This window comes from Plantibacter sp. LMC-P-059a (assembly GCF_030209505.1).
Lineage (GTDB): Bacteria > Actinomycetota > Actinomycetes > Actinomycetales > Microbacteriaceae > Plantibacter.
Window position 1 is genome coordinate 19313 of the sequence record NZ_JARVRZ010000001.1, and the last position, 21159, is coordinate 40471.

General features: G+C 70.3%; 17 protein-coding genes. 10 read left to right on the forward strand and 7 right to left on the reverse strand.

Annotated features, from left to right (window positions below):
• Position 1: 1 nt before the first annotated feature.
• The 4 genes from QRN27_RS00115 to QRN27_RS00130 form a co-directional block, all read right to left on the reverse strand.
• Positions 2-2401: a beta-glucosidase family protein gene (locus QRN27_RS00115; protein ID WP_285040162.1), complete on the reverse strand. Its 2400-nt coding sequence runs from the start codon at positions 2399-2401 to the stop codon at positions 2-4.
• A complete protein-coding gene (locus QRN27_RS00120) occupies positions 2398-3291 on the reverse strand; it encodes a carbohydrate ABC transporter permease (RefSeq protein WP_285040163.1) in 894 nt (297 codons plus the stop codon). The genes QRN27_RS00115 and QRN27_RS00120 overlap by 4 nt, the downstream gene beginning before the upstream one ends.
• Positions 3291-4250: a carbohydrate ABC transporter permease gene (locus tag QRN27_RS00125; protein ID WP_285040164.1), complete on the reverse strand. Its 960-nt coding sequence runs from the start codon at positions 4248-4250 to the stop codon at positions 3291-3293. Before QRN27_RS00125 ends, QRN27_RS00120 begins: the two co-directional genes overlap by 1 nt.
• Before the next feature lie 80 nt (positions 4251-4330).
• The gene (locus tag QRN27_RS00130) at positions 4331-5590 is read right to left on the reverse strand and encodes an ABC transporter substrate-binding protein (protein WP_285040166.1); all 1260 of its coding nucleotides are present in this window, start codon (positions 5588-5590) and stop codon (positions 4331-4333) included.
• A 258-nt stretch (positions 5591-5848) separates the two neighbouring features.
• Between QRN27_RS00130 and QRN27_RS00135 the strand changes: the two genes are divergently transcribed.
• From QRN27_RS00135 to QRN27_RS00155, 5 genes are read left to right on the forward strand one after another with little or no spacing between them, the layout of a single operon-like run.
• Entirely contained in the window at positions 5849-6847 is a 999-nt protein-coding gene (locus tag QRN27_RS00135; protein ID WP_285040167.1) for a LacI family DNA-binding transcriptional regulator, read from the forward strand.
• 53 nt (positions 6848-6900) lie between these two features.
• Positions 6901-9111, forward strand: coding sequence for an alpha-galactosidase (locus tag QRN27_RS00140; RefSeq protein ID WP_285040169.1), 2211 nt, complete (start codon positions 6901-6903; stop codon positions 9109-9111).
• A 32-nt stretch (positions 9112-9143) separates the two neighbouring features.
• Positions 9144-10676: an alpha-N-arabinofuranosidase gene (locus tag QRN27_RS00145; protein ID WP_285040171.1), complete on the forward strand. Its 1533-nt coding sequence runs from the start codon at positions 9144-9146 to the stop codon at positions 10674-10676.
• Positions 10673-11971, forward strand: a complete 1299-nt coding sequence (locus QRN27_RS00150) for a glycoside hydrolase family 27 protein (protein WP_285040173.1) — start codon at positions 10673-10675, stop codon at positions 11969-11971. Before QRN27_RS00145 ends, QRN27_RS00150 begins: the two co-directional genes overlap by 4 nt.
• On the forward strand, positions 11971-14361 hold the full coding sequence (locus QRN27_RS00155; protein WP_285040175.1) for a glycosyl hydrolase family 95 catalytic domain-containing protein: 2391 nt from the start codon (positions 11971-11973) through the stop codon (positions 14359-14361). The genes QRN27_RS00150 and QRN27_RS00155 overlap by 1 nt, the downstream gene beginning before the upstream one ends.
• Before the next feature lie 20 nt (positions 14362-14381).
• Here the strand turns inward: QRN27_RS00155 and trxA are convergent, their stop codons facing one another.
• Together trxA and QRN27_RS00165 are read right to left on the reverse strand one after the other, a co-directional pair.
• The gene (gene trxA / locus QRN27_RS00160) at positions 14382-14759 is read right to left on the reverse strand and encodes a thioredoxin (RefSeq protein ID WP_056777642.1); all 378 of its coding nucleotides are present in this window, start codon (positions 14757-14759) and stop codon (positions 14382-14384) included.
• 93 nt (positions 14760-14852) lie between these two features.
• Positions 14853-15731: a DUF2510 domain-containing protein gene (locus tag QRN27_RS00165; protein ID WP_285040177.1), complete on the reverse strand. Its 879-nt coding sequence runs from the start codon at positions 15729-15731 to the stop codon at positions 14853-14855.
• Positions 15732-15873: 142 nt separating this feature from the next.
• On the opposite strand from QRN27_RS00165, the gene QRN27_RS00170 reads away from it, so the two are divergent.
• Positions 15874-16248, forward strand: coding sequence for a hypothetical protein (locus QRN27_RS00170; protein WP_285040178.1), 375 nt, complete (start codon positions 15874-15876; stop codon positions 16246-16248).
• Positions 16249-16271: 23 nt separating this feature from the next.
• Here QRN27_RS00170 and QRN27_RS00175 read toward each other — a convergent pair whose 3' ends face one another.
• On the reverse strand, positions 16272-16802 hold the full coding sequence (locus QRN27_RS00175) for a hypothetical protein (RefSeq protein ID WP_285040180.1): 531 nt from the start codon (positions 16800-16802) through the stop codon (positions 16272-16274).
• A gap of 133 nt (positions 16803-16935) precedes the next feature.
• Between QRN27_RS00175 and QRN27_RS00180 the strand changes: the two genes are divergently transcribed.
• The 4 genes from QRN27_RS00180 to QRN27_RS00195 all read left to right on the forward strand — a co-directional run bounded on the left by QRN27_RS00180 (position 16936) and on the right by QRN27_RS00195 (position 21152).
• Positions 16936-17778, forward strand: a complete 843-nt coding sequence (locus QRN27_RS00180) for a helix-turn-helix transcriptional regulator (RefSeq protein ID WP_285040182.1) — start codon at positions 16936-16938, stop codon at positions 17776-17778.
• 163 nt (positions 17779-17941) lie between these two features.
• Positions 17942-19003 (forward strand): ABC transporter substrate-binding protein, encoded by a 1062-nt coding sequence (locus tag QRN27_RS00185; RefSeq protein ID WP_285040183.1) that lies wholly within the window; start codon positions 17942-17944, stop codon positions 19001-19003.
• Positions 19004-19011: 8 nt separating this feature from the next.
• Positions 19012-20109, forward strand: a complete 1098-nt coding sequence (locus QRN27_RS00190; protein WP_285040185.1) for a FecCD family ABC transporter permease — start codon at positions 19012-19014, stop codon at positions 20107-20109.
• Complete coding sequence (locus tag QRN27_RS00195) at positions 20106-21152, forward strand: FecCD family ABC transporter permease (protein ID WP_285040186.1); 1047 nt, start codon at positions 20106-20108, stop codon at positions 21150-21152. The genes QRN27_RS00190 and QRN27_RS00195 overlap by 4 nt, the downstream gene beginning before the upstream one ends.
• Positions 21153-21159: the final 7 nt, after the last annotated feature.

The window sequence follows — 21159 nt, forward strand, 5'->3', positions numbered from 1 at the left end:
TTCACCGACCTTCCGTCGGGACGACCGTACGGCCGTCGTCACGATCCCCTGGACCGAGGCGGTGCCAGTCCACCCGGAGGCTGCGTGGGCCGGTGAGGACACGCCGCACACCGGTCACCTCGACCGTTCGGGAGACGGGCCGTTCGCCGGCCGAGGGACCGGCGGACAGCACGGACGTGCCCGGCTCGACGACCCGCCGCCCGTCGACCCCGGTGAACGAGAGCCGGTCGGCGGACACGGTGAACCGCACCGTCGCCGTCGTCCCCGCCGGGAGGTCGATGCGCGCGAAGGCGAGCAGTTCGACGGCGGGCCGGACGACGGAGGCGACGAGGTCCGAGCCGTAGAGCTGGACGACCTCGACGGCGTCCGCGTCTGCGACGTTCTCGACCGTCACGTCCACCAGGAGCTCCCCGTCGACGGCGAGCTCGGGCGCCGCCTCGACTGAGCGGTAACGGACGTCGCCGCCGGTCAAGCCATGACCGAACGGGTAGAGCGGTGTGGGGTCGAGCACGCTGATCCCCCGCGACGCGAGGCCGAGTGGTGGTTGCAGCGACGTGCCCGACATGGCCGGTGACCGCGGGATCTGGACCGGGAGCCGTCCGCTCGGCGCGACGCGTCCGGAGAGGACGCCCGCGACGGCTGCGGCACCCTCCTGGCCGGGGAAGAACGCCTGGACCACCGCATCGGCGGTCCCGTACTCGCCCAGGGCATACGGGCGTCCGGACAACACGACGAGGACGACCGGTGTGCCCGTCGCGAGGACGGCGAGCGCGAGCTCGTGCTGTCCACCAGGGAGCCGGAGGTCCTCGGCGTCGCACCCTTCGCCCGAGGTGCCGTCGCCGAAGAGACCGGCGATGTCGCCCACGGCGAGCACGACGACGTCGGCCTCCGCCGCCGCCCTCACGGCCGCCGGGATGCCTGCGCGGTCGGTGGTGGTGATGCCGCAGCCCTCCTCCGACACGAGGTCGGCGCCCGGGAACTCCGTGCGCACCGCGTCCAGCAGGGTCGGGATCTCGATCCCGAGATCGTGGCCCGGATGCTTCGACAGGACGTGGTTCGGGAAGGCGTAACACCCGACGAGACTGCGGAACTGGTCGGCGGCCGGGCCGATCACGGCGATGCGCGACCGCGCGTCCAGCGGAAGCACGCCGCTGTTCCGGAGGAGCACGATCGACTCCTCGGCGAGACGGGTCGCGATGGCGCGGTTCCGCGGACCGTCGAGATCCGTCGCCGCGGCGTCCTCCGGCACCAGCGGGCCCCCGTCGAGCAGGCCGAGCTCGATCTTCTGCCGCAGATGCCGGAGGACGGCCCGGTCGACGAGCGCTTCGCTGACGGCACCGTCCCGGACCGAGCCGACCAGAGCGGCGCCGAAGCCGACCGTCTCGGGGAGCTCGACGTCGATCCCCGCGGTGAGGGCGAGGACGCCGGCCGCCGCTGCGCCCTCGGCGACCCGGTGCATCGTCGCGAGGAACGGGATCGCCCAGTAGTCGGCGACCACGGTGCCGTCGAAGCCCCACTCGTCGCGCAGGACGCCCGTGAGCAGCTCGACGCTCGCGCCAGCAGGGACGCCGTCGAGGTCGGTGTACGCGTTCATGACGCTCCGGGCGCCGCCGAGCCGGATGGCGGTCTCGAACGGAGGCAGCACGACGTCGACGAGTTCACGACGTCCGATGCTGACCGGGCCGTGGTTCTTCGCCCCGCGCGAGGCGGCGTAGCCCGCGAAGTGCTTGAGGGTCGCGACGACACCCGTACGCTCGAGCCCGCGGACGTACGCGGCGCCGAGCTGGCCGACGAGGTACGGGTCCTCCCCCAGGGTCTCCTCGACCCGGCCCCAGCGGTAGTCGCGCACGACGTCGAGGACCGGCGCGAGTCCCTGATGGACCCCGACCGAGCGGAGGTCGTCTCCGATCGACTCGGCCATCCGTTCCACGAGGCCCTCGTCGAAGGTGGCGGCCCAGGCGAGCGGCGTCGGGAACGCGGTCGCCCCGTACGCGGCGAAGCCCGTCAGACACTCCTCGTGCGCGATCGCCGGGATACCGAAGCGGTTCCCGTCGGCGACCTGCTGCTGCAGCTCGCGGAGTCGACGCACCCCGTCGGGCACGGTCACCGGCTCGGTCCCGAAGATCCGGGTGAGCTGCCCGAGCCCGCCGACGAAGCCGGTGTTGGGGGGAGACGACACCGTCTCAGCGGCTGCGGTGGTCTCGGTCGCGTCGACACTCGGGGCGAAGTCGCCTCCGGAGTCGGTGAACCACACCGAGCCGAGCTGTGCCACCTTCTCCTCGAGGGTCATCGCCTCCAGGAGCGCCTGCGCCCGCTCCACCGGAGCGAGACGGCGATCGTTCCAGCGACCCCGCTCGACCGGCTGCGTGGCCGACCGGGGGCCTTCGTGTTGCAGGGTCATCCCTTGAACGCTCCGTCCATGATCCCCGTCACCATGCGCTTGCCGACGAAGATGAACGCGATGAGCAGCGGGATGGTGGCGAGGAAGGACCCGGCCATCGCGAGACCGAGGTCGATCGACCGCTGCGACTGCAGTGCCTTGATCGCGATCTGGACGGTGTACATCTCGGGCGACTTCAGGACGATGAACGGCCAGAGGAAGTCGTTCCAGGACCCGACGAACCCGAGCAGCCCGAGCACGAACGCCGCGGGACGGATGACCGGGAAGACGATCCGCCAGAAGATCTGCCAGGTGTTGGCACCGTCGAGTCTGGCCGCCTGCAGCAGCTCGTCGCTGACGGAGCTCGAGATGTGCTGCCGCATCCAGAAGATGCCGAACGCACTCGCGAGCCCGGGGACGATGAGCGCCTGCAGGGTGTCCACCCAGTCGAGGGCGCTGATGATGAGGTACTGCGGGATCACGCTGAGCTGCGTCGGCACCGTCATCGTGAGGACCACGAGGATGAACAGCGCGTTCCGGCCCCGGAACTCCAGTTTCGCGAAGGCGAAACCGGCCAGCGCGCACAGCAGCGCCGAACCGACACCGATCGACAGCGCGACGATGAGGCTGTTGATCATCGACTGGACGAACGGCACCGTCTCGAGGACGAGTCCGACGAGGTGGAACAGGTTGTCGCCCGGGTACAACCGCGGCGGCAGGGTCGTCGCCGTCGCCGAATCCGTGGTGGCGACCACGAACATGAAGTACAGCGGGAACATGCTCACGATGACGGCGCAGACGAGCAGCACGTAGGTGTACCACGGGATGCGGCCGATCCGGCCGCTGTTCCGCTTCCGGCCGGCGGAGGTCGCGCTCGCCAGCAGCTGGGTGGAGTTGAGCGTCTCGGACATCAGCGTCCTCCTCGGGTTCGGGTGGACAGGAAGAAGTTCAGGAGGGCGACGAGCACGACGATCACGAACAGGGCGACGCCGATCGCCGACCCGTACCCGAACTCGAACTGGCCGAAGCCCTGCTCGTACAGGAAGAGCGTGAGGGTCTGACACTGTCGGGCCGCACCACAGGTGAGACCGGTGGCCGGGTTGACCAGCAGCGGCTCTGTGAACACCTGGAGCCCACCGATCGTCGAGGTGACGATCGTGAAGACGATGATCGGCCGGAGCGACGGGATGGTGATGTAGACGAACTGCTTCCAGCCACCTGCACCGTCGACCGCGGCGGCTTCGTACACGTCCCGCGGGATCGCCTGCAGGGCCGCCAGGTACAACAGGGTCGTGTACCCCGTCCATCGCCAGACGACCATCAGGGCGACGAGGAACCAGGAGCCGACCTTGTCGTTCAGGAAGTCGACGTGGTCGCCACCGAAGAAGCCGATCAGGTAGTTGAACAGACCGTAGTCACGGTCGAACAGCTGGGCGAACACGATGGTGGTCGCCGCGACCGAGGTGATGTACGGCACGAGCATGGCCATCCGGAAACCGGTCGCGAAGCGCAGCCGCACGTGGTTGAGCAGGTGCGCGAGCCCGAGGGCGATGACCAGTTGCGGCACCGTCGAGATGATGAAGATCGCGAAGGTGTTGAGCATCGCGTTCCAGAACCGGGGGTCGGCGGCGAGTCTCGTGAAGTTGTCGAAGCCGATGAACGTCTGTTGCCCGATCGGGTTCCAGTCGAACAAGGAGACCACGAAGGTGAACAGGAGCGGGATCAGGCCGAAGACGGCGAAGATCAGGAAGAACGGGGCGATGTAGATGTACGGGGCGAAGCGTTCCGGCAGGGTGTTGCGGATCCGCGTCCCGATACCGGGTGGCGACTGCTTCGGCAGCAGCCGGGGTGGGGCGATGAAAGAGGTCACGATGATCCTTCGGGGGCGTTCCGGCGTGCTGCTCGGCCGGAACGCCCCGGGTCGGAGCGGAGGTGTGGACGGGGGTGGGGTCAGCCGCCGAGGGCGTCCTTCACGGCCTTCATCGCGACGTCCCACGCCTTGTCCGGCGGGGTGTTGCCCGCCTCGACGTCGGTGACGGTGTTGATCATCGCCGAGCCGATCGTCGCGGTCTCCGGACCGTTGAAGAACGGCTTGAACTCCTGCAGGGACTTGCCGAGCACGTCACCGATCTTCGAGTCGCCGAAGAACGGGTCGGTGTAGTCGGCGATCGCTGTCGACTCGTACGCGGAGACGGTGCTTGGCAGGGCTCCGGTGTCGGTGAAGTTCTTCAGCTGCGACTCGGGTGACTGCATCTCCTTGATGTAGGCCCACGCGGCCTCCGGGTTCGCCGCGCGCTTCGGGATGGCGAGGTAGCTGCCACCCCAGTTGCCGGCGACCTTCGGCACCGTCGTCACACGCCACTGGCCCGAGGTGTCCGGCGCGTCCGTCTTGATGCTCTTCAGCATCCAGGAGGGAGCCGCCATCGCAGCGAAGGCGCCGTTGGTCTTGCCCGTGCTCCAGCCGGTGGAGAAGGCGGGGACGTTCGCGGTGATGCCGGCCTCGATCGCCTTGATCGAGATGTCGAACGCCTCCCTCACCTGCGGGTTCGTGTCGTACACGAGTTCGCCCTCCGGCGTGTAGTACTTCTCGTCGACCTGGTTCACGGTCTGGAAGAAGACCGAGGTGCCGGCGTTGTCGAGGAACGGCTTCCCGGTGGCGGCGACGTACTGCTGCCCGACGGAGATGAAGTCGTCCCAGGTGGGCCACAGCGCTGCGACCTCGTCCGGGTCCGACGGCAGGCCGGCGGCCTCGAAGAGGTCGGCGCGGTACGCCATCGACATGCCGCCCACATCGGTCGGCACCCCGACGACGGCGTCGTTCTGGGCCACAGCCTGGTTCCAGACCCATGGCAGGTAGTCCTTGGAGATGTCGTCGGCACCCATCGTGCTCAGGTCGACGAAGTTGTCGGGGTTGGCGACGAAGTTCGGCAGGTCGTCGCCCTGGATGAGCACCAGGTCGGGGACCTTGCCGCCGGCCAGCGCGGCGGTGAGCGCCTGGGCGGTCTCCTGCGTGCTGCCGACCTCGGTGAGCTTGACGGTGATGTCGGGGTGGGCTTCTTTGTACTTCTCGACATCGGCCTTCTGGTTGATGCCCGTGAAGGACCAGAACTGGAAGGTCTTGTCATCGCCGCCGCCGGACCCGGAACAACCGGTGACCAGGGCGCCGACCATGACGGCGACGGTTGCTGCTGCTGCAAGACGGAATTTCACTGGAAATCCCCCTCCTATGCGGGATCGTGTTCCGCGGTGTCGCGCTACGTTGCGGTCACCGGCCGGAGAGCGATCTCCGGCTCGCGCCGATGTCGACTGGATCGGGAAGCATCCGGACCGTTCGGGCGTGGTGATCACCATAGGCAGCGGGGTTCCGGGGCACCAGGTCAATATTGCGCAACTCGGAGACCGCTCTCTCGGACTCTGCGATGCTCGTCACCAGACCACCGGCAGGTGGACGATCGCAAAGGAGCGAGGATGCGCAAACCGACCCTGGTCGACGTCGCCCGAGAGGCCGGCGTCTCCCGAGCGACCGCCTCGCGGGTCCTCGCCGGTGCATCGACGGTCGACGCGTCGATGGTCGTCGCCGTCCGGGAGGCGGCCGTGAAACTCGCGTACCGGACGAACGTCGCGGCCCGATCGCTGGCCGGCGGCAGGACCGGCGCCGTCGCGATCGTCCTCGCGGCCGGTGAACTCGAACCGTTCTCCGGATCGTTCGTCGCGGCACCGCTCAAGGGCGCGACCGCAGCGCTCCTCTCGGCGGCCCAGCAACCCGCGCTCTTCCTTGCTGACCCGCACCAGCTCGACGCGCTCGTCGCCTACCTGGCGGCGCACTACGTGGACGGGGCGGTGGTGATCCTGCAGCACGAGATCAGCACGATCACCCAGGCGCTCGCTCCGGTCGACCTCCCGATCGTCTTCGTCGGCCGCCCGATGGGTGAGCACACGGAAGACGTCACCTTCGTCGACTCCGACAACTACGCGGGTGGCCGTCTCGCGGCCGAACACCTGATCGCCCTCGGCCGCACGCGGATCGGCGTCATCTCCGGCCCCGCCGACATGGCCGCCTCCAGCGACCGCGTCCGAGGGTGGCGGGACGTCCTCACCGAACGCGGGCTCGACACCCGGGCGATCGCCCGAGGCGACTTCACCATGCCGAGCGGGTCGTCGGCCATGGCACGGCTACTCTCCCGATACCCGGACCTCGACGCCGTCTTCGCGGGCTCGGACCTCATGGCGGTCGGGGCGATGCGCGTCCTCGAGGCCAGCGGTCGGACCGTCCCGGACGACATCGCGCTCGTCGGCTTCGACGACACGGTCGTCGCGGCCACGGCAGAACCGCCCCTGACCTCGGTCCGTCAACCGTTGGAGCAGATGGGCCGGGTCGCAGCGGAACTCGTCATGGAGCTCATCGCCGGCCGGCCGGCCGCTCCGCGCTGGCTCGACACCACCCTCGTCGTCCGCGACTCCGCCTGACCTTCGGCCCTTCCGGCCACCCGACCCACCTCATCGACCGGTTCGGAGGAACCATGTCCGATCTCCCAGCGACGCCAGAGCTCCGCGTCGTCCATCTGCAGTGCGACGGCGTCTCCGTCGTCCTCGTCCAACGCGGGACCCGTCTCCCGGTGATCGCGCACTGGGGAGCAGCCGTCCACGGCGACGACGTCGACTGGCTGACCTCGGCCGCGGCCAGCGTGCGCGGCGACCTCGTCGACGGTTCGGACGCACCGTACGAGCCGAGCCTCCTGCCCGAACACACGCTGGGCTGGTCGGGTCTCCCCGGCCTCCGTGCGCATCGGGCAGGGACCGCCTGGTCGTCGCGCTTCGACGTCGCCTCGGTCGAGGTCGACGGTCGAGCTCTGCGGGCCGGCGAGGTGCTGCAGTGCGGTGCCGCGCCGGTCGCGGTGACGGCGGTCGACGCACAGACCGGCACCGCGGTGCTTCTGGAGGTCGAACTGACGCCGAGCGGCCTGCTGCGCACCCGCACGACCGTCTCGAACCGCGGTGACGACCTCCTCGAGATCGAGGGCGTCGTCCCCGCCCTCGCGATCCCGACGTCTGCGCGCGAGATCCTCGACTTCGCCGGGCGGTGGGGCACCGAGAAGCTTCCGCAACGTCATCCCGTCGTGACGGGTACGCACCTCCGCGAATCACGGCACGGTCGACCCGGTCTCGACGCCACGGGGGTGACCGCGGTCGGGACGCCCGGGTTCGACAGTCGGCAGGGTGAGGTGTGGCTGTGCCACGTGGGGTGGAGCGGCAACCACACCATCGGTGTCGAACGCACCGACGGACACCTCGCATTCCGTGGCGGCGAGCTGCTCCTGCCCGGCGAGATCCGGCTCGGCCCGGGCGAGGACCACCGGACGCCATGGGTGTACGGCGCCTACGGTGTCGGCCTCGACGACGCGTCGTCGCGCTACCACCGGTGGCTCCGTTCGACCTCGCGGGCGGCTCGTCGTCCGCGCCCCGTCACCCTGAACGTCTGGGAGGCGGTCCTGTTCGATCACGACCTCGACGTGCTGACCGAACTGGCGACCCACGCTGCGGACCTCGGCGTCGAACGTTTCGTGCTCGACGACGGGTGGTTCCGCGGGCGACACGACGACACCCGTGGCCTCGGTGACTGGACCCCGGACCCCGAACGTTGGCCGGACGGTCTCGCACCACTCGCCGACCGGGTCCGGACACTCGGCCTGGAGTTCGGCCTCTGGTTCGAACCCGAGATGATCAACGAGGACTCCGACCTCGCCAGGGAGCACCCGGACTGGATCCTCCGGGCGCGAGACGAGCTCCCGCCGCCCGTCAGACACCAGCAGGTGCTCGATCTCACCAACCCGGCGGCCTTCGAGTACCTCCTCCGATCCATCGACATGCTGGTCACCGAGCTGGGGATCGCGTACCTCAAGTGGGACCACAACCGCGACCTCGTCGACGCCGGCCATCCGTCGTCCGGCCGCGCGGCCGTGCACGACCAGACCGAAGCCCTCTACCGTCTGCTCGACGAGCTCCGGTCGAGGCACCCGCAGCTCGAGATCGAGAGCTGTGCGTCGGGTGGAGGCCGCATCGACCTCGGCATCCTGGAACGGACCGATCGCGTCCACACCTCCGACAACCACGACCCGATCGAGCGCGCACGGATGCTCCGGTGGACAGGGCTCCTCGTGCCACCCGAGATGCTCGGATCCCACGTGGCCTCGGCACGATCGGCCACGACCGGACGCACGCACACGCTCCACACCCGGAGCGCGATCGCGCTGCTCGGGCATTTCGGTGTGGAGTGGGACCTGCGCGAGCTCGACGAGGACGAGCGCGCGGTCGCCGCCCGGTGGATCGGCGTGTTCAAGCGTCACCGGGCCCTCATCGCCTCCGGCCGCGTCGTCGGCGACGGCGAGTGGGACGACGATGCCCCGACGCTGCGCGGCGTGGTCGCCGAAGACGGTGGCAGCGCGCTGTACACCCTCGTGACTCCCCCGCGGTCGGCCGACTCCCGGCGTCGGGTCCGCCTCCCCGGACTCCACCCGAACCGCCACTACCGCCTCGCCGTCGCCCAGGACGACTCCCTCGGCCCTCGCTGGGTGATCCCCACCTGGCTTCGAGACGCACCGCCACTCGACGCCGACCCGGCCATGCTCGCCTCGGCACCCGTGCTGAGCGGTGGCCAGCTCTCCGTCATCGGCCTCGACCTCCCCACCTTCCAGCCCGACCGCGTGATCACGATCCTCGTGACCGCCGTCTGACCCGCGCCAAGCCGCACAGAACAGGACCACTCATGGACTCCACTGCGACCGTCACCGTCGACCTCGACCGACCAGGCCCCACCATCAGCCGACACGTCTACGGCCACTTCGCGGAACACCTCGGACGAGGCATCTACGACGGCTTCTGGGTCGGCGAGGACTCGCCCGTCCCGAACGTCGGCGGGATCCGGCTCGACGTCGTGGAGGCGCTCCGCGAACTGCGCATCCCGAACCTCCGGTGGCCGGGCGGTTGCTTCGCGGACCGCTACCACTGGACGAGCGGTGTCGGACCTCGCGAGGACCGCCCGAAGCTCATCAACACCCAGTGGGGCGGGACGAGCGAGACGAATGCGTTCGGCACCCACGAGTTCATGGAGCTGTGCGAACTCCTCGGTGCCGACGCCTACATCTCGGGCAATCTCGGTTCGGGCACGGTGCAGGAGATGGCCGACTGGATCGAGTACCTGACCGGCGCCGGTGAGACGCCGATGGCGGAGTTGCGCCGAGCGAACGGCCGCGACGAACCCTGGGACGTGCCGTTCTGGGGGCTGGGCAATGAACCGTGGGGGTGCGGCGGCAACCTGCGCGCCGGCGCCTACGCGGACCTGGCACGCCAGTTCGGCACGTTCTGCGAGAGCGGTGGGAAGGTCCCGCTCTACCGGATCGCGGCCGGTGCCGACGGCTTCGACGTCGCCTGGACGAAGACCCTGATGGAGGTCGTCGAGGACGTCGCCACCCACCCGTTCTCGGCGACGCCCTGGGAAGCCGTCTCGGTGCACTACTACACGATCGGCGGCAGCTGGAAAGCGAAGGGCAGCGCGACCGGGTTCGACGCCGCCGAGTACTGGAGCACGATCGCCGCGGCCCAGGGGGTCGAGCGACTCCTGTCGTCGCATGCCGCCGTCATGGACGTGTACGACCCGGAGGAACGGCTCGGCATGGTGCTCGACGAGTGGGGCACCTGGTGGGATGTCGAACCGGGTACGCATCCGGGTCACCTGTTCCAGCAGAACACCATCCGCGACGCCATGGTGGCGGCCTGGCACTTCGACGTGTTCCACCGGTTCGCCGGACGGCTGCGCATGGCGAACATCGCCCAGACGGTCAACGTCCTGCAGGCGATGCTCCTGACCGATCCCGACGGCGGTGAGATGGTCCGCACGCCGACCTTCCACGTCTTCGAGATGAACAGCCGGCACCAGGACGCCACCTCGCTCCCGACCCGCGTGGTCGGGCCGAGCCGGGTGGCCGACACCTCGGCGCCGGGGATCCCGACCGTCTCGGCCTCGGCGAGTGTCAAGGACGGCGTCCTGCACTGCTCGCTGACGAACGTCGACCTCGACACACCGCTCGTCGTCGAGATCGACCTCCGTGGCGGATCGGTGACGGCCCCGCACGGGCGACTGCTCACCGCCGCGCGGCCCGACGCCCACAACCGCCCAGGCGAGACCGACGCCGTGTCGCCACGATCGCTGTCCGACCTCCATGTCACCGCCACCGGTCTCCGGGTGACGCTGCCGCCGCATTCCTTCGCCACGATCACGGCTCAGGTCGTCGCCTCATGAGCTGGGTGGACGACGCGGACACCACCGTGCGCGCCGAACGTCGGTCGCAGGCCGCCCGTCCGCCGATGGGGTGGAACAGCTGGGACTGCTTCGGCGGGTCCGTCACGGAGGACGAGGTGCTCGCCAACGCGGCCTTCCTCGCCGAGCACCTGCTCCCTGTCGGCTGGGACACGGTGGTCGTGGACATCCAGTGGTACGAGGCGGCGCCGGGGGTCGACGACTACGAACGCGTCTCCCGCCCGACGCTGGACGCCTGGGGTCGGCCACAACCAGCGCCGAACCGGTTCCCGTCCGCGGCGTCCGGCGGGTTCCGCGCCCTCGCCGACCGGGTGCACGCGCTCGGACTCCGCTTCGGGGTGCACCTCATGCGTGGCGTCCCGCGCCTGGCCGTCGAACTCGACCTGCCGATCCTCGGCTCGACGGCCACCTGCGCCGAGGTCGCCGATCCGAGCAACGTGTGTCCGTGGAACCCGGACAACCTGGGCGTCGACATGAGCGCGCCTGGTGCTCAGGCCTACTACGACTCGGTCATGGCGCAGCTCGCCGACTGGGGCGTCGACTTCGTCAAACTCGACGACGTGCTGTACCCGCCCATCCAGACCGCGGAGATCGAGGCCATCTCGCGGGCGATCGACTCGAGCGGTCGCCCGATGGTGCTCAGCCTGTCCCCCGGCAAGCGGCTCTCCACCGAGCATCTGGACACCCTGCGATCGACCGCCCAGCTGTGGCGGATCTCCGACGACCTCTGGGACGACTGGTCGGCGGTGCACGAACAGTTCCAGCGACTCGCCCGCTGGGCACCCCAACAGCGCCCGGGGGCGTGGGCCGATGCGGACATGCTGCCGCTCGGGCGGATCGGCATCCGCGCCCACGTCGGTGCGGACCGGTTGAGCCGCCTCACCGCGGCCGAGCAGCAGACGCTCATGACGCTCTGGTGCGTCGCCAGATCACCGCTCTTCGTCGGGGGCCATCTCCCCGACACCCCGGCGCACACGCTCGCTCTCCTGACGAACCCGGACGTGCTCGCGCTGCTCGGCAGTGACGGCAGCCGGGAGATCATCCGCGACGGCGACCTCGTGGTGTGGGCGGCGGAGCTCGGTGAGACCCGATGGCGTGCGGTCTTCTGGCTCGGCGATGCGGACGTCGAGCTGCGGGTGCACCTGGCCGATCTCGGGTGCGCCGACCGGTCGTCCGTCACCGAGCTGTGGAGCGCCCAGCCGGTACCCGTCGCGGGTGGCGCTGTCGACCTGTCCCTGACCGCGCACGGCGCGGCCCTCCTCCGGATCGACGACTGATGGACCCGCGGCGGCAGCGGCTCGTCGCACGGCATCGGCTCGAGCTCGAGGAATCGGCCACGCGGTTCGTCGACCGGTTCCTCATCGGGAACGGCACCCTCGGCGCGGCGCTCGACGGCGTGCCGGGACGGGAGGGCATCGACCTGTCCCTCGACACCCTGTGGTCGGGAGGTCCGAGACGGCCGGACGGTGCGTCGCCACCGCGCTCGGCTCACACCGCCCTCGACTCGGTGCGCCGGGCGATCATCGACGACGACCCGCTGGCGGCCGACGCCCGCGCGGCCGCCCTCCGCGGGACGACGTTCACGGAGTCCTTCCAGCCGCTCGGCCGGCTCACCGTCGACTACGCACCACCTGACGATGGTGGGCGCTCGCGGCGGACCCACGATTCCGCGCGGGGTGTGGTGGAGACGCGGAGTACCTGGAGCGGGCGGGCGGACACGCTCACCGCGTTCGTGTCCGCACCCGATGAGGTGCTCGTCGTCGAGGTGGTGGGCGACGGGGTCCGCGAGCCGGTCATCGGCTTCGAGACACCGCACCCGTCGAGGATGCAGGAGCAGATCGTCGGCGACACCCGCTGGTGGTCGTCCGCGGGGCGCGCACCATCGGGTGTCCGGCCCTCGTATCTCGGCGTTGACGACCACGACGCCGTCCGGTACGCGACGGACCTGCCGGACCCGGACGGTCTCGTCGATGCGGGCATGGCGTGGGCGCTGATGTTCGCGGTGCAACCGATCCCTGGCGGGTTCCGCCTCGTCGCCGGGGCGCGTTCAGGACACCGCGGCTGGCGGGAACGGCCGCTCGGCGATCCGTCGTCGCTGCTCGCCCGGACGCGGACGACGGTCGCGCGTGCGCTGCGGCGACCCGCCGACGAGCTGCTCGCAAGACACCTGGCAGACCACCGGTCGCTCTTCGACCGGGTCGAGCTGGACCTCTCGGCATCGGCGTCCGCGTCGGCCGACGCTGCGGAGCGCTACTTCGACCTCGGACGCTCGCTCCTCATCGGCAGTTCCCGAGCCGGCGGCGAACCGGCGAACCTCCAGGGCGTCTGGAACGACCAGGTGCGGCCACCCTGGAGCGCGAACTTCACCACCAACATCAACCTCCAGATGGCCTACTGGCCGGCGGAGAGCACGGGACTCGGTGGACTGGTCGAGCCGCTCGCGCGCTTCATCGGCGAGCTGGTGACGGCCGGGCGGCGCACCGCTCGAGACGCCTACGGACTCGCCGGTGCGGCGGCCCACCACAACAGCGACCTCTGGCGACACACGGACGCCGTGCCGCTCGACGCCCATTGGGCGAACTGGCCGAGCGCACTCCCCTGGCTCGTCGCGCACCTCCACCGCCGTCTTGACGACGGCGCCGATCGTGCCGCTGAGGTGGCGGTCCTGCGCGTCGTGGAGCCGGTGGTCGAATTCGTCCTCGGCATGCTCGTCACCGATGCCGACGGATCACTCGTGGTGAGTCCGTCGACCTCCCCGGAGAACCGGTTCGTCGTCGGTGTAGGGACCTCGGCTGCGGTGAGCGCCGGGGCGACGATGGACCAGGAGCTGGTGCACGAGTGCCTGCGCGACTACCTCGCCCTCGCGGAGCGGGTCGGTGCCGGCATCGCGGACGTCGACCTCGTGGGTCGAGCGCAGGGGGCCTTCGACGCCCTCCGCCTCCCGCGGATCGGTCACGACGGCGCCCTTCTGGAGTGGGCGGCGGAACGCGAGGCGACCGAGCCCGGCCACCGGCACCTCTCCCACCTGTACGGCCTGTACCCGGGGACGCGGATCACCGAGACGGGGACGCCGGAGGACTTCGCCGCTGCCCGAGGTGCCCTGCGACAGCGACTCGAGCACGGTGGCGGTGGAACCGGATGGAGCATGGCGTGGGTGCTCTGCCTGGCCGCGCGACTCCGGGAGCCGGAACTCGCGTCGCACGCGCTCGACGCCCTGCTCGGACCGCTGTCATCGGCCTCGCTGCTCGATCTCCACCCCATGGGCGAACACGACGCCGTGTTCCAGATCGACGGCAATCTGGGCGGGACCGCCGGTGTCGTCGAGCTGCTCGTCCAGGGATACGGCGGCGTCGTGTCGCTCCTCCCGACCCTCCCGGCCGAGTGGTCGGCCGGGAGCTTCCGGGGGTTCCGAGTCCGTGGTGGACACCGCGTCGACGCGACGTGGAGTGATCACCGCATCTCCAGCGCACGACTCCGCCTCGCCGCAGCCGAGGTGATCGTCGAGCTGCCGGACGACGGATCGACGATCATCGTCACCGGCCCGCACGGACCGTGCGCGCCCCACTCCGCCGACGGCGCACCATCGGGGCGGCGGCGCGTCCTGCTGCCGTCGCCCGGTGTTCACGAGCTGGCGTTCGCCGTGCCAGGTGTCGGGGAACGCCCCTGACGTGCCCGGCGGGCCTCAGCTCACTCGGCCTGGGCTTCGGCCTTCGCCGCGGCGATGGCCGCGTGCACCTCGGACATGTCGAGACCGCGTACCTGCGAGATGAGGTCCTCGAGCGCGGGTGCCGGGAGGGCTCCGGCCTGGGAGAAGACGAGGACGCCGTCGCGGAACGCCATGAGCGTCGGGATCGACGTGATCTGCATGCCGCCAGCGAGCTCCTGGTTCGCCTCCGTGTCGACCTTGGCGAACACGACGTCACCGTGGGTCTCGCTCGACTGCTCGAAGACCGGCGCGAACGCCTTGCACGGGCCGCACCAGTCCGCCCAGAAGTCGACGAGGACGATGCCCTCGGCCGACACGGTGTCCTCGAAGTTCGAGATGGTCAGTTCCTGCGTGGTCATCGTGCGCCCTTCGGGTCGGTGGTCGGACGCGTCGCATCCGAGTGACGAGCCTACCCGCGGACGACGGGCCGTCCTCCCTTGAGCGCCTCCTGATCACCGTCCCGGCGGGAGCTCCGGGAGGAGCAGCAGGCGACGCTGCGTCCGTGACATGGCGAGGAGGACGCCCCCGAGTACCCCGAACAGCACCCCGCCGGCGATGACGACGATGCCGATGGCCGCACCGAGGAAGGCGTAGCTGTCGTCGGAGCTGTTGGTGACGAGCACGACACCGATGAGCAGCCCGAGTACGCCGATACCGAGGATCACCCAGCACAGGACGAGATACGTGCGGAACGCACGCGCCCCGTGGAACGTCGGTCGGACGCCGTACTGGGTGCCGACGTACTGGGCCCACCGTGAGCCGGTCCACCACCTCGTCGCCCGCGACGACACGTCATACCAGCCGGCACCGGGGCCGTCCTGCTCGCCGGGCAAGGGGCGGACCGCGTCGATGACCGTGGGCTCACCGGTGGGCCGAGGGATCCGGCGCACCGCGGTCGTCTTGGCGGCGATGCCGAACCAGAGGATCGACACGAGCGCCAAGGGAACACCGTTGGCCGACAGGTGGCTGGACAGGAGTCCCAGGCTGAACTGCAACAGCGCGAGGACGAGGAACACCGAGGCGAACACCCACGCCAGGGTGGGCTGCTCGGTGGTCGCCCAGTCCGTGCCCGGCTTGCCGTCCTTCACCCGCAGCCCCGTCCAGTGCGAGCCGTCCCACCACCGCAGCTGATCGGACCCGGCCGGATACCACCCAGGCTGCGGGCCGGATGGCGACCCGGTCGGCGAGGTCGACGGCGCAGGAGCCCGGTGCGGCGGCGTGGGCCCGACGTTCGGGCCGGCGGCAGCCACCTGCCCGGTCCACCGGGTTCCGTCCCACCAGCGCAATTCGCCCGGTGTCCCCGCGTCGTACCATCCCGGTGCAGCAGTCATCGCCGCTCCTTCCCCCGAAGATCCCGCTCATGACGACCATGCAGCGACCCCAGTGTTCCCGGTCGGGACCGACGGGGCAAGCCGCCGTTGTCGTCCGGACCCCTGACGGGTAGGTTGACGGCGACACGATGAAGGGACCACCGTGGCCAAGCGCAAGACGCCCGAGCAGCTCGCCGACGAGGAACGTCGGTACGAGCTCGCACGATCAGCGAGCACCTTCGACGACTTCGTCGTCCTCGCGAGCGACCCAAACCAGGCGATCCGCGCCGCCGCCGCGCACAACCCTGCAGCGGATGCGGCGGCGTTGGAACTGTTCCTGCAGGACCGGTTCTGGGGCGCCCGCATCGAGATCGCCCTGCACCCGAATGCCACCGATGAGCTGCTCCGCCGGCTCCTCGAGGCAGATCCGCGGAAACGCGGCGTCGTGCACAACGAGGCGAAGCGACGGCTCATCGAGCACGGCGTCGGCTTCGACGAGGACGGCCTCCCGGTCGAGGATCCGGCAGCTCCCCGCTGAGCCTCGAGGCAGGGCTTGCTCCCTCAGAGGTGCAGGTGGGTGCGAACCCAGCGTCGTCCGGTCGTGGCGGTGAGATGTTCGGCGAGCGCATCGGCCACCGCTGGACTGGCGGTGTCGAGGGCGACCGCCAGTTCGCCGATCGCCACGGAGTCGAGGAGGTTCCAGTCGCCGACGGACGCCTGGAGTCCGCAGTCCGGGCAGCGTGTGAGCTGCTCGTCGCCGTCCCACCACGCGGCGAGGACGGGCGTGGCGACCTCCGCGCTGAGGCGTGAGCCGCACGACGGGCAGGCCGGGTCGGTCGTGCCGTCGCCGACGCCGTAGGGCTCGCGTGCCGTCAGGATGACGAGCGAGTCCCGCGCGTGCACCGGGAACCGCGACGTGGCCGTCTGCCCGAGCAGGAACGCGACGCGATCCGGGTACAGCCAATCCGTGCCGGTGTCGCTGCGGGAGATCCAGCCGTCCGACGACAGCGACTGCTCCAGCTGCGCCAATGCGGACTCGACCTCGGACGCGCGCACATCGAGGTCGACGATCAGCTCGCGGTGGTCTCCCATGCACCGATCCTAGGCGCGTCGCCGTCGAGCGGAACGGAGGTCGTCGGAGCGGGGCGGCTACCATGACGGACATGGCAGGCTCAGCGACCCGACGTCTCGACGGCGTGGACGGTCGTCCGGCTCGGGGCGCCCGGTGAGCGCCTACGGGCAGGTGGACTGGGACGAGAGCCCTGAGCATCCGTCGTCGGTCGTTGAACCGTATCTCATGGGCACCGGTGTCGTCACCGACGAGGACACCGGGAGCCGCCCGCTCTCCCCGCCGCATCGGCACCCGGACGCCATGCTCGCCTGGTGTTACCGCGGCACGGTGTGGGTGCATCTCCCGAACGCGATGTGGCGTCTGGCCCCGGGCCAGGGCGTGTGGATCCCCGCGCACACACCACACACCGCGCATCATGAACGCGATTCGACGGGCTGCTACACGTACCTGCCGAGCGCCTCGTTGATCCTGCCGGTCGACGAGGTGCGGCAGGTGCTGGTGCCGCGCGCCGTCCAGGAGATGCTCCTCCACCTCGGAATGAACGACATGCCCACCGACCTCCGTGTCCGCGCGCAGGCCGTGCTCATCGAGATGCTGCAGCAGCCCGCGCCCGAAGCCACCGACGGATGGGGTGAGGTCCCGATGCCGTCCGATGAGCGCGTGCGCCCGCTCGTCCGTGCGGTCCTCGGCGATCCGGGTGATCCGCGGAGCGCGTTGGACCTGTTCGAGGCGCATGGACTGCACGAACGGACCGTCCTGCGGATCTTCCAGCACGACATCGGGATGAGCTTCGCACGGTGGCGGACGAGTGTCCGAATGACGCTCGCCGCACGCCTGATCGTCGACGGCACACCGATCGGTGCTGCGGCGCGACGCTGTGGCTACGCGTCCTCGAGCGCCTTCTCGGCGAGCTTCCGTACCCGCTTCGGGATGACGCCGCGGGAGTACGTGGCGCGGGTCCAGGCGGATCCGGCGCACCAGCGCTACTGGCGCTGATCGGCCGGAGCCGAGCGCAGGCTGGCGGATTCCCGACAAAAGTCGTCGGTTCGCCGACACCGCGCGCCGCCGGAGCGCCCTACGATCGTTCTGTTAGGACATGCTTACCTAACTTCCGGCCGCGCAGCAGCGGCCCTCTCCCCCACCACTCCGAAGGAGCTCAATGTCGCACGTTCTCGCGCGCCCGAACATCCGCCGCAGATCATCGCTCGTCGCGGTCGTCGTCGCCACCGCCCTCGCCCTCGTCGGGTGTTCCACCGCCGCCGGTGGCACCGGATCGACCACGGCCGCGGGCGACGGCGTCGTCATCGAACACGCACACGGCGAGACGGTCATCCCGGAGAAGCCGAAGCGGATCGTCGCCCTCGGCTGGATGACGCCCGACATCGTCGCGGCCCTCGGCACGAACCCCGTCGGCGTGGAAGCCGTCTGGGGCGCCGGCGAGAGCGGCTACCAGCCCTGGTTCGAAGACTACGTCACCGAGGCGTACAGCGAGCTGCCCGAGATCATCCCCTTCGTCGACGACGGCCCCAACTACGAGGCGATCAAGTCCCTGAAGCCCGACCTGATCCTCAGCCTGTACTCGGGGGTGACCGACATCGAGTACGAGCGACTCACCGAGATCGCCCCGACCGTCCCGTACATCGAGGGCCCGTGGAACCCCGGCACCTGGGAGGGCATGACGCGCACCGTCGGGAAGGCGATGTCGGAGGAGGCCAAGGCCGAAGAGCTCATCACCGAGACCGAGACCCTCATCACCTCGCTCGCCGACGCCCACCCGGAGTTCGACGACAAGACCTTCGTCTGGGGCCTGACCCTCAACGAGGGCGGGACCGACCTCGGCGTCTACCTCGAATACGACCCGCGGGTGCGCATCACCGAGGCACTCGGGTTCACCTCCACGTCGGCGATGGACAGCTTCCTGCAGAGCGCCGAGGGCGACAACTGGTACACCGGGGTGAGCCTCGAGCAGCTCTACGACGTCGACGCCGACCTCTTCGCCGCCTGGGGCGGCAGCGCTGCCGAGGGCACGTACACGGTCGAGAACGCCGTCGTCTCACGCTGGGCGCCGATCGCCGCAGGCTCCTACGTGATCTACGCCGACGCCGCGAAGGCCTCGGCGATCAGCGCCCCGACCGTGCTGTCCCTGCAGTACGTGCTGCCGGGCTACGTCGACGACCTCGCAGCCGCCCTCCAGGGCGAGCCCACCATCGACGGGAAGTGATCCCGACGATGTCTCAGCCGCCAGCTGCTCCAGCCACGCTGGACCCGGCCGACGGCACCGACGTCCCGACGTCCGGTGCGGGGAAGCGCTCGAGCGACTCCCCGCACCGGACCGCGGTGCTCGCGACCGGGCTCCTCGTCGCGACCCTGATCCTGGCCGCCGCCGCCATCGCCTCCCTCGCCGTCGGCAACCGCGCGATCGACCCGGTGACCGTCCTCCACGCCCTGTTCTCCTACGACCACGACAACCCGCTGCACCTGATGGTCGTCGAGCTGCGCGTGCCCCGCACCCTCCTCGGAGTGCTCGTCGGTGCCGCGCTCGCGGTGTGCGGCGGGCTCATCCAGGCCTTCACCCGTAACCCCCTCGCCGACCCGGGCATCCTCGGGGTGAACGCCGGAGCCTCCTTCGCCGTGACCTTCGCCGTCGGGGTGCTGGGATTGACGACGCCCGGCGCCTACGTGCCGTTCGCGCTCGCCGGCGCCTTCGTCCTCACGCTGCTCGTGTATGTCCTGGGATCGGTCGGCTCCTCTGGCGCGACGCCCATGAAGCTGACCCTCGCGGGGGTCGCACTCGGTGCGGCCTGCACCGGGTTCACGACGGCGATCGTGCTCCGCGACGAGGGCTCCCTCCAGGTCATGCGGTTCTGGAGCGTCGGGTCGATCGGCGGACGCACCCTCGACCAACTCGTGTGGGCTGCACCACTGATCGTCGTGGGGCTCCTGATCGGCCTCGCCTGCGCCCGGTCGTTGAACGCCCTGACCCTCGGCGACGACCTCGCGCAGGCGCTGGGGGCACGGGTCCGCAGCACGCGCGTGTGGGTGGTCGTCGCGGTCACGATCCTGGCCGGTACCGGGGTCGCGGCAGCGGGGCCCATCGCCTTCGTCGGCCTCATGATCCCCCACGTCGTCCGGTGGTTCACCGGACCGGACCAGCGCTGGGTGCTGAGCACCTCGATGGTGGTCGGCCCGGCCTTCCTCCTGCTCGCGGACGTGCTCGGCAGGATCGTGCTGCCCTCGGGCGAACTCCGGGTCGGGATCGTCACGGCCCTGCTCGGCGCGCCCATCCTGATCATGCTCGTGCGCCGCAAGCGGGTGAGCGGCCTGTGAGCGTCGTCGACCACGGGCGCCGCCAGATCCGCGTGGACACCGCGCATCTCGCGACGCTCGTCCCCGTCCGGTCCGTCGTCGTGTGCCTCGCGCTCGTCGCGGTGATCATCGGCGCCGGCCTCGCCGCGACGACGATCGGCGCATACGCGATCGGCTTCGACGCCGTGCTCCAGGCGATCGTCGACCCGGCGTCCGATCCCGACGTGCGCCAGGTCGTGTTCGAGTGGCGGCTCCCCCGCGTGCTGTTCGCGGTGCTCTGCGGAGCGGCGCTCGCCCTCTCGGGAGGCATCTTCCAATCGCTCACCCGCAACCCGCTCGGCTCGCCGGACATCATCGGGTTCGGCGTCGGAGCGCAGTTCGGCGTGACGCTGACGATGCTCGTCCTCGGGCTCAACACGTACCTGTTCAAGGCGGCCGGAGCACTCGTCGGCGGGCTGCTGACGGCCTTGCTCGTCGCGGTGCTCGCGAACCGGCACACGATGTCGTCCTTCCGCCTCATCATCGTCGGCATCGGCGTCTCGGCAGGACTCGGCTCACTCACGTCCTGGATCCTCATCTCGGTCAGTGTCGAGCAGGCGATGATGGCGGCGACCTGGGGCGCCGGATCGCTCGCCTCGCTCGGCTTCGACCAGCTGCTCCCGGCCGCGACCGCCTTCCTCGTCCTCGCGGTGCTCGCGCGCCCGCTCCGCCGCACCCTCCCGGTGCTCGAGATGGGCGACGACGCGGCCACCGCGCTCGGCGTCCGGCCCGGGCGCACCCGCCTCGGCGCCATGGTGATCGGCGTGGCTCTCGTGGCCCTCGTCACGGCCGCGGCCGGCCCCATCTCGTTCATCGCGCTCGCGGCCCCGCAGATCGCCCAACGGCTCACCCGCTCGAACACCCCGATGGGGCTCGCGCCGGTGATGCTGACCGGCGCGGCCCTCGTCGTCGTGTCCGACGTCGTCGCCCAGCTGGTCGCCGTGCCGGTCGGCGTGGTGACCGTCTCGGTCGGCGGCATCTACCTCACCTGCCTGCTGGCGGCGCAGTTCCTGCGCCGCACGTGAAAGGACC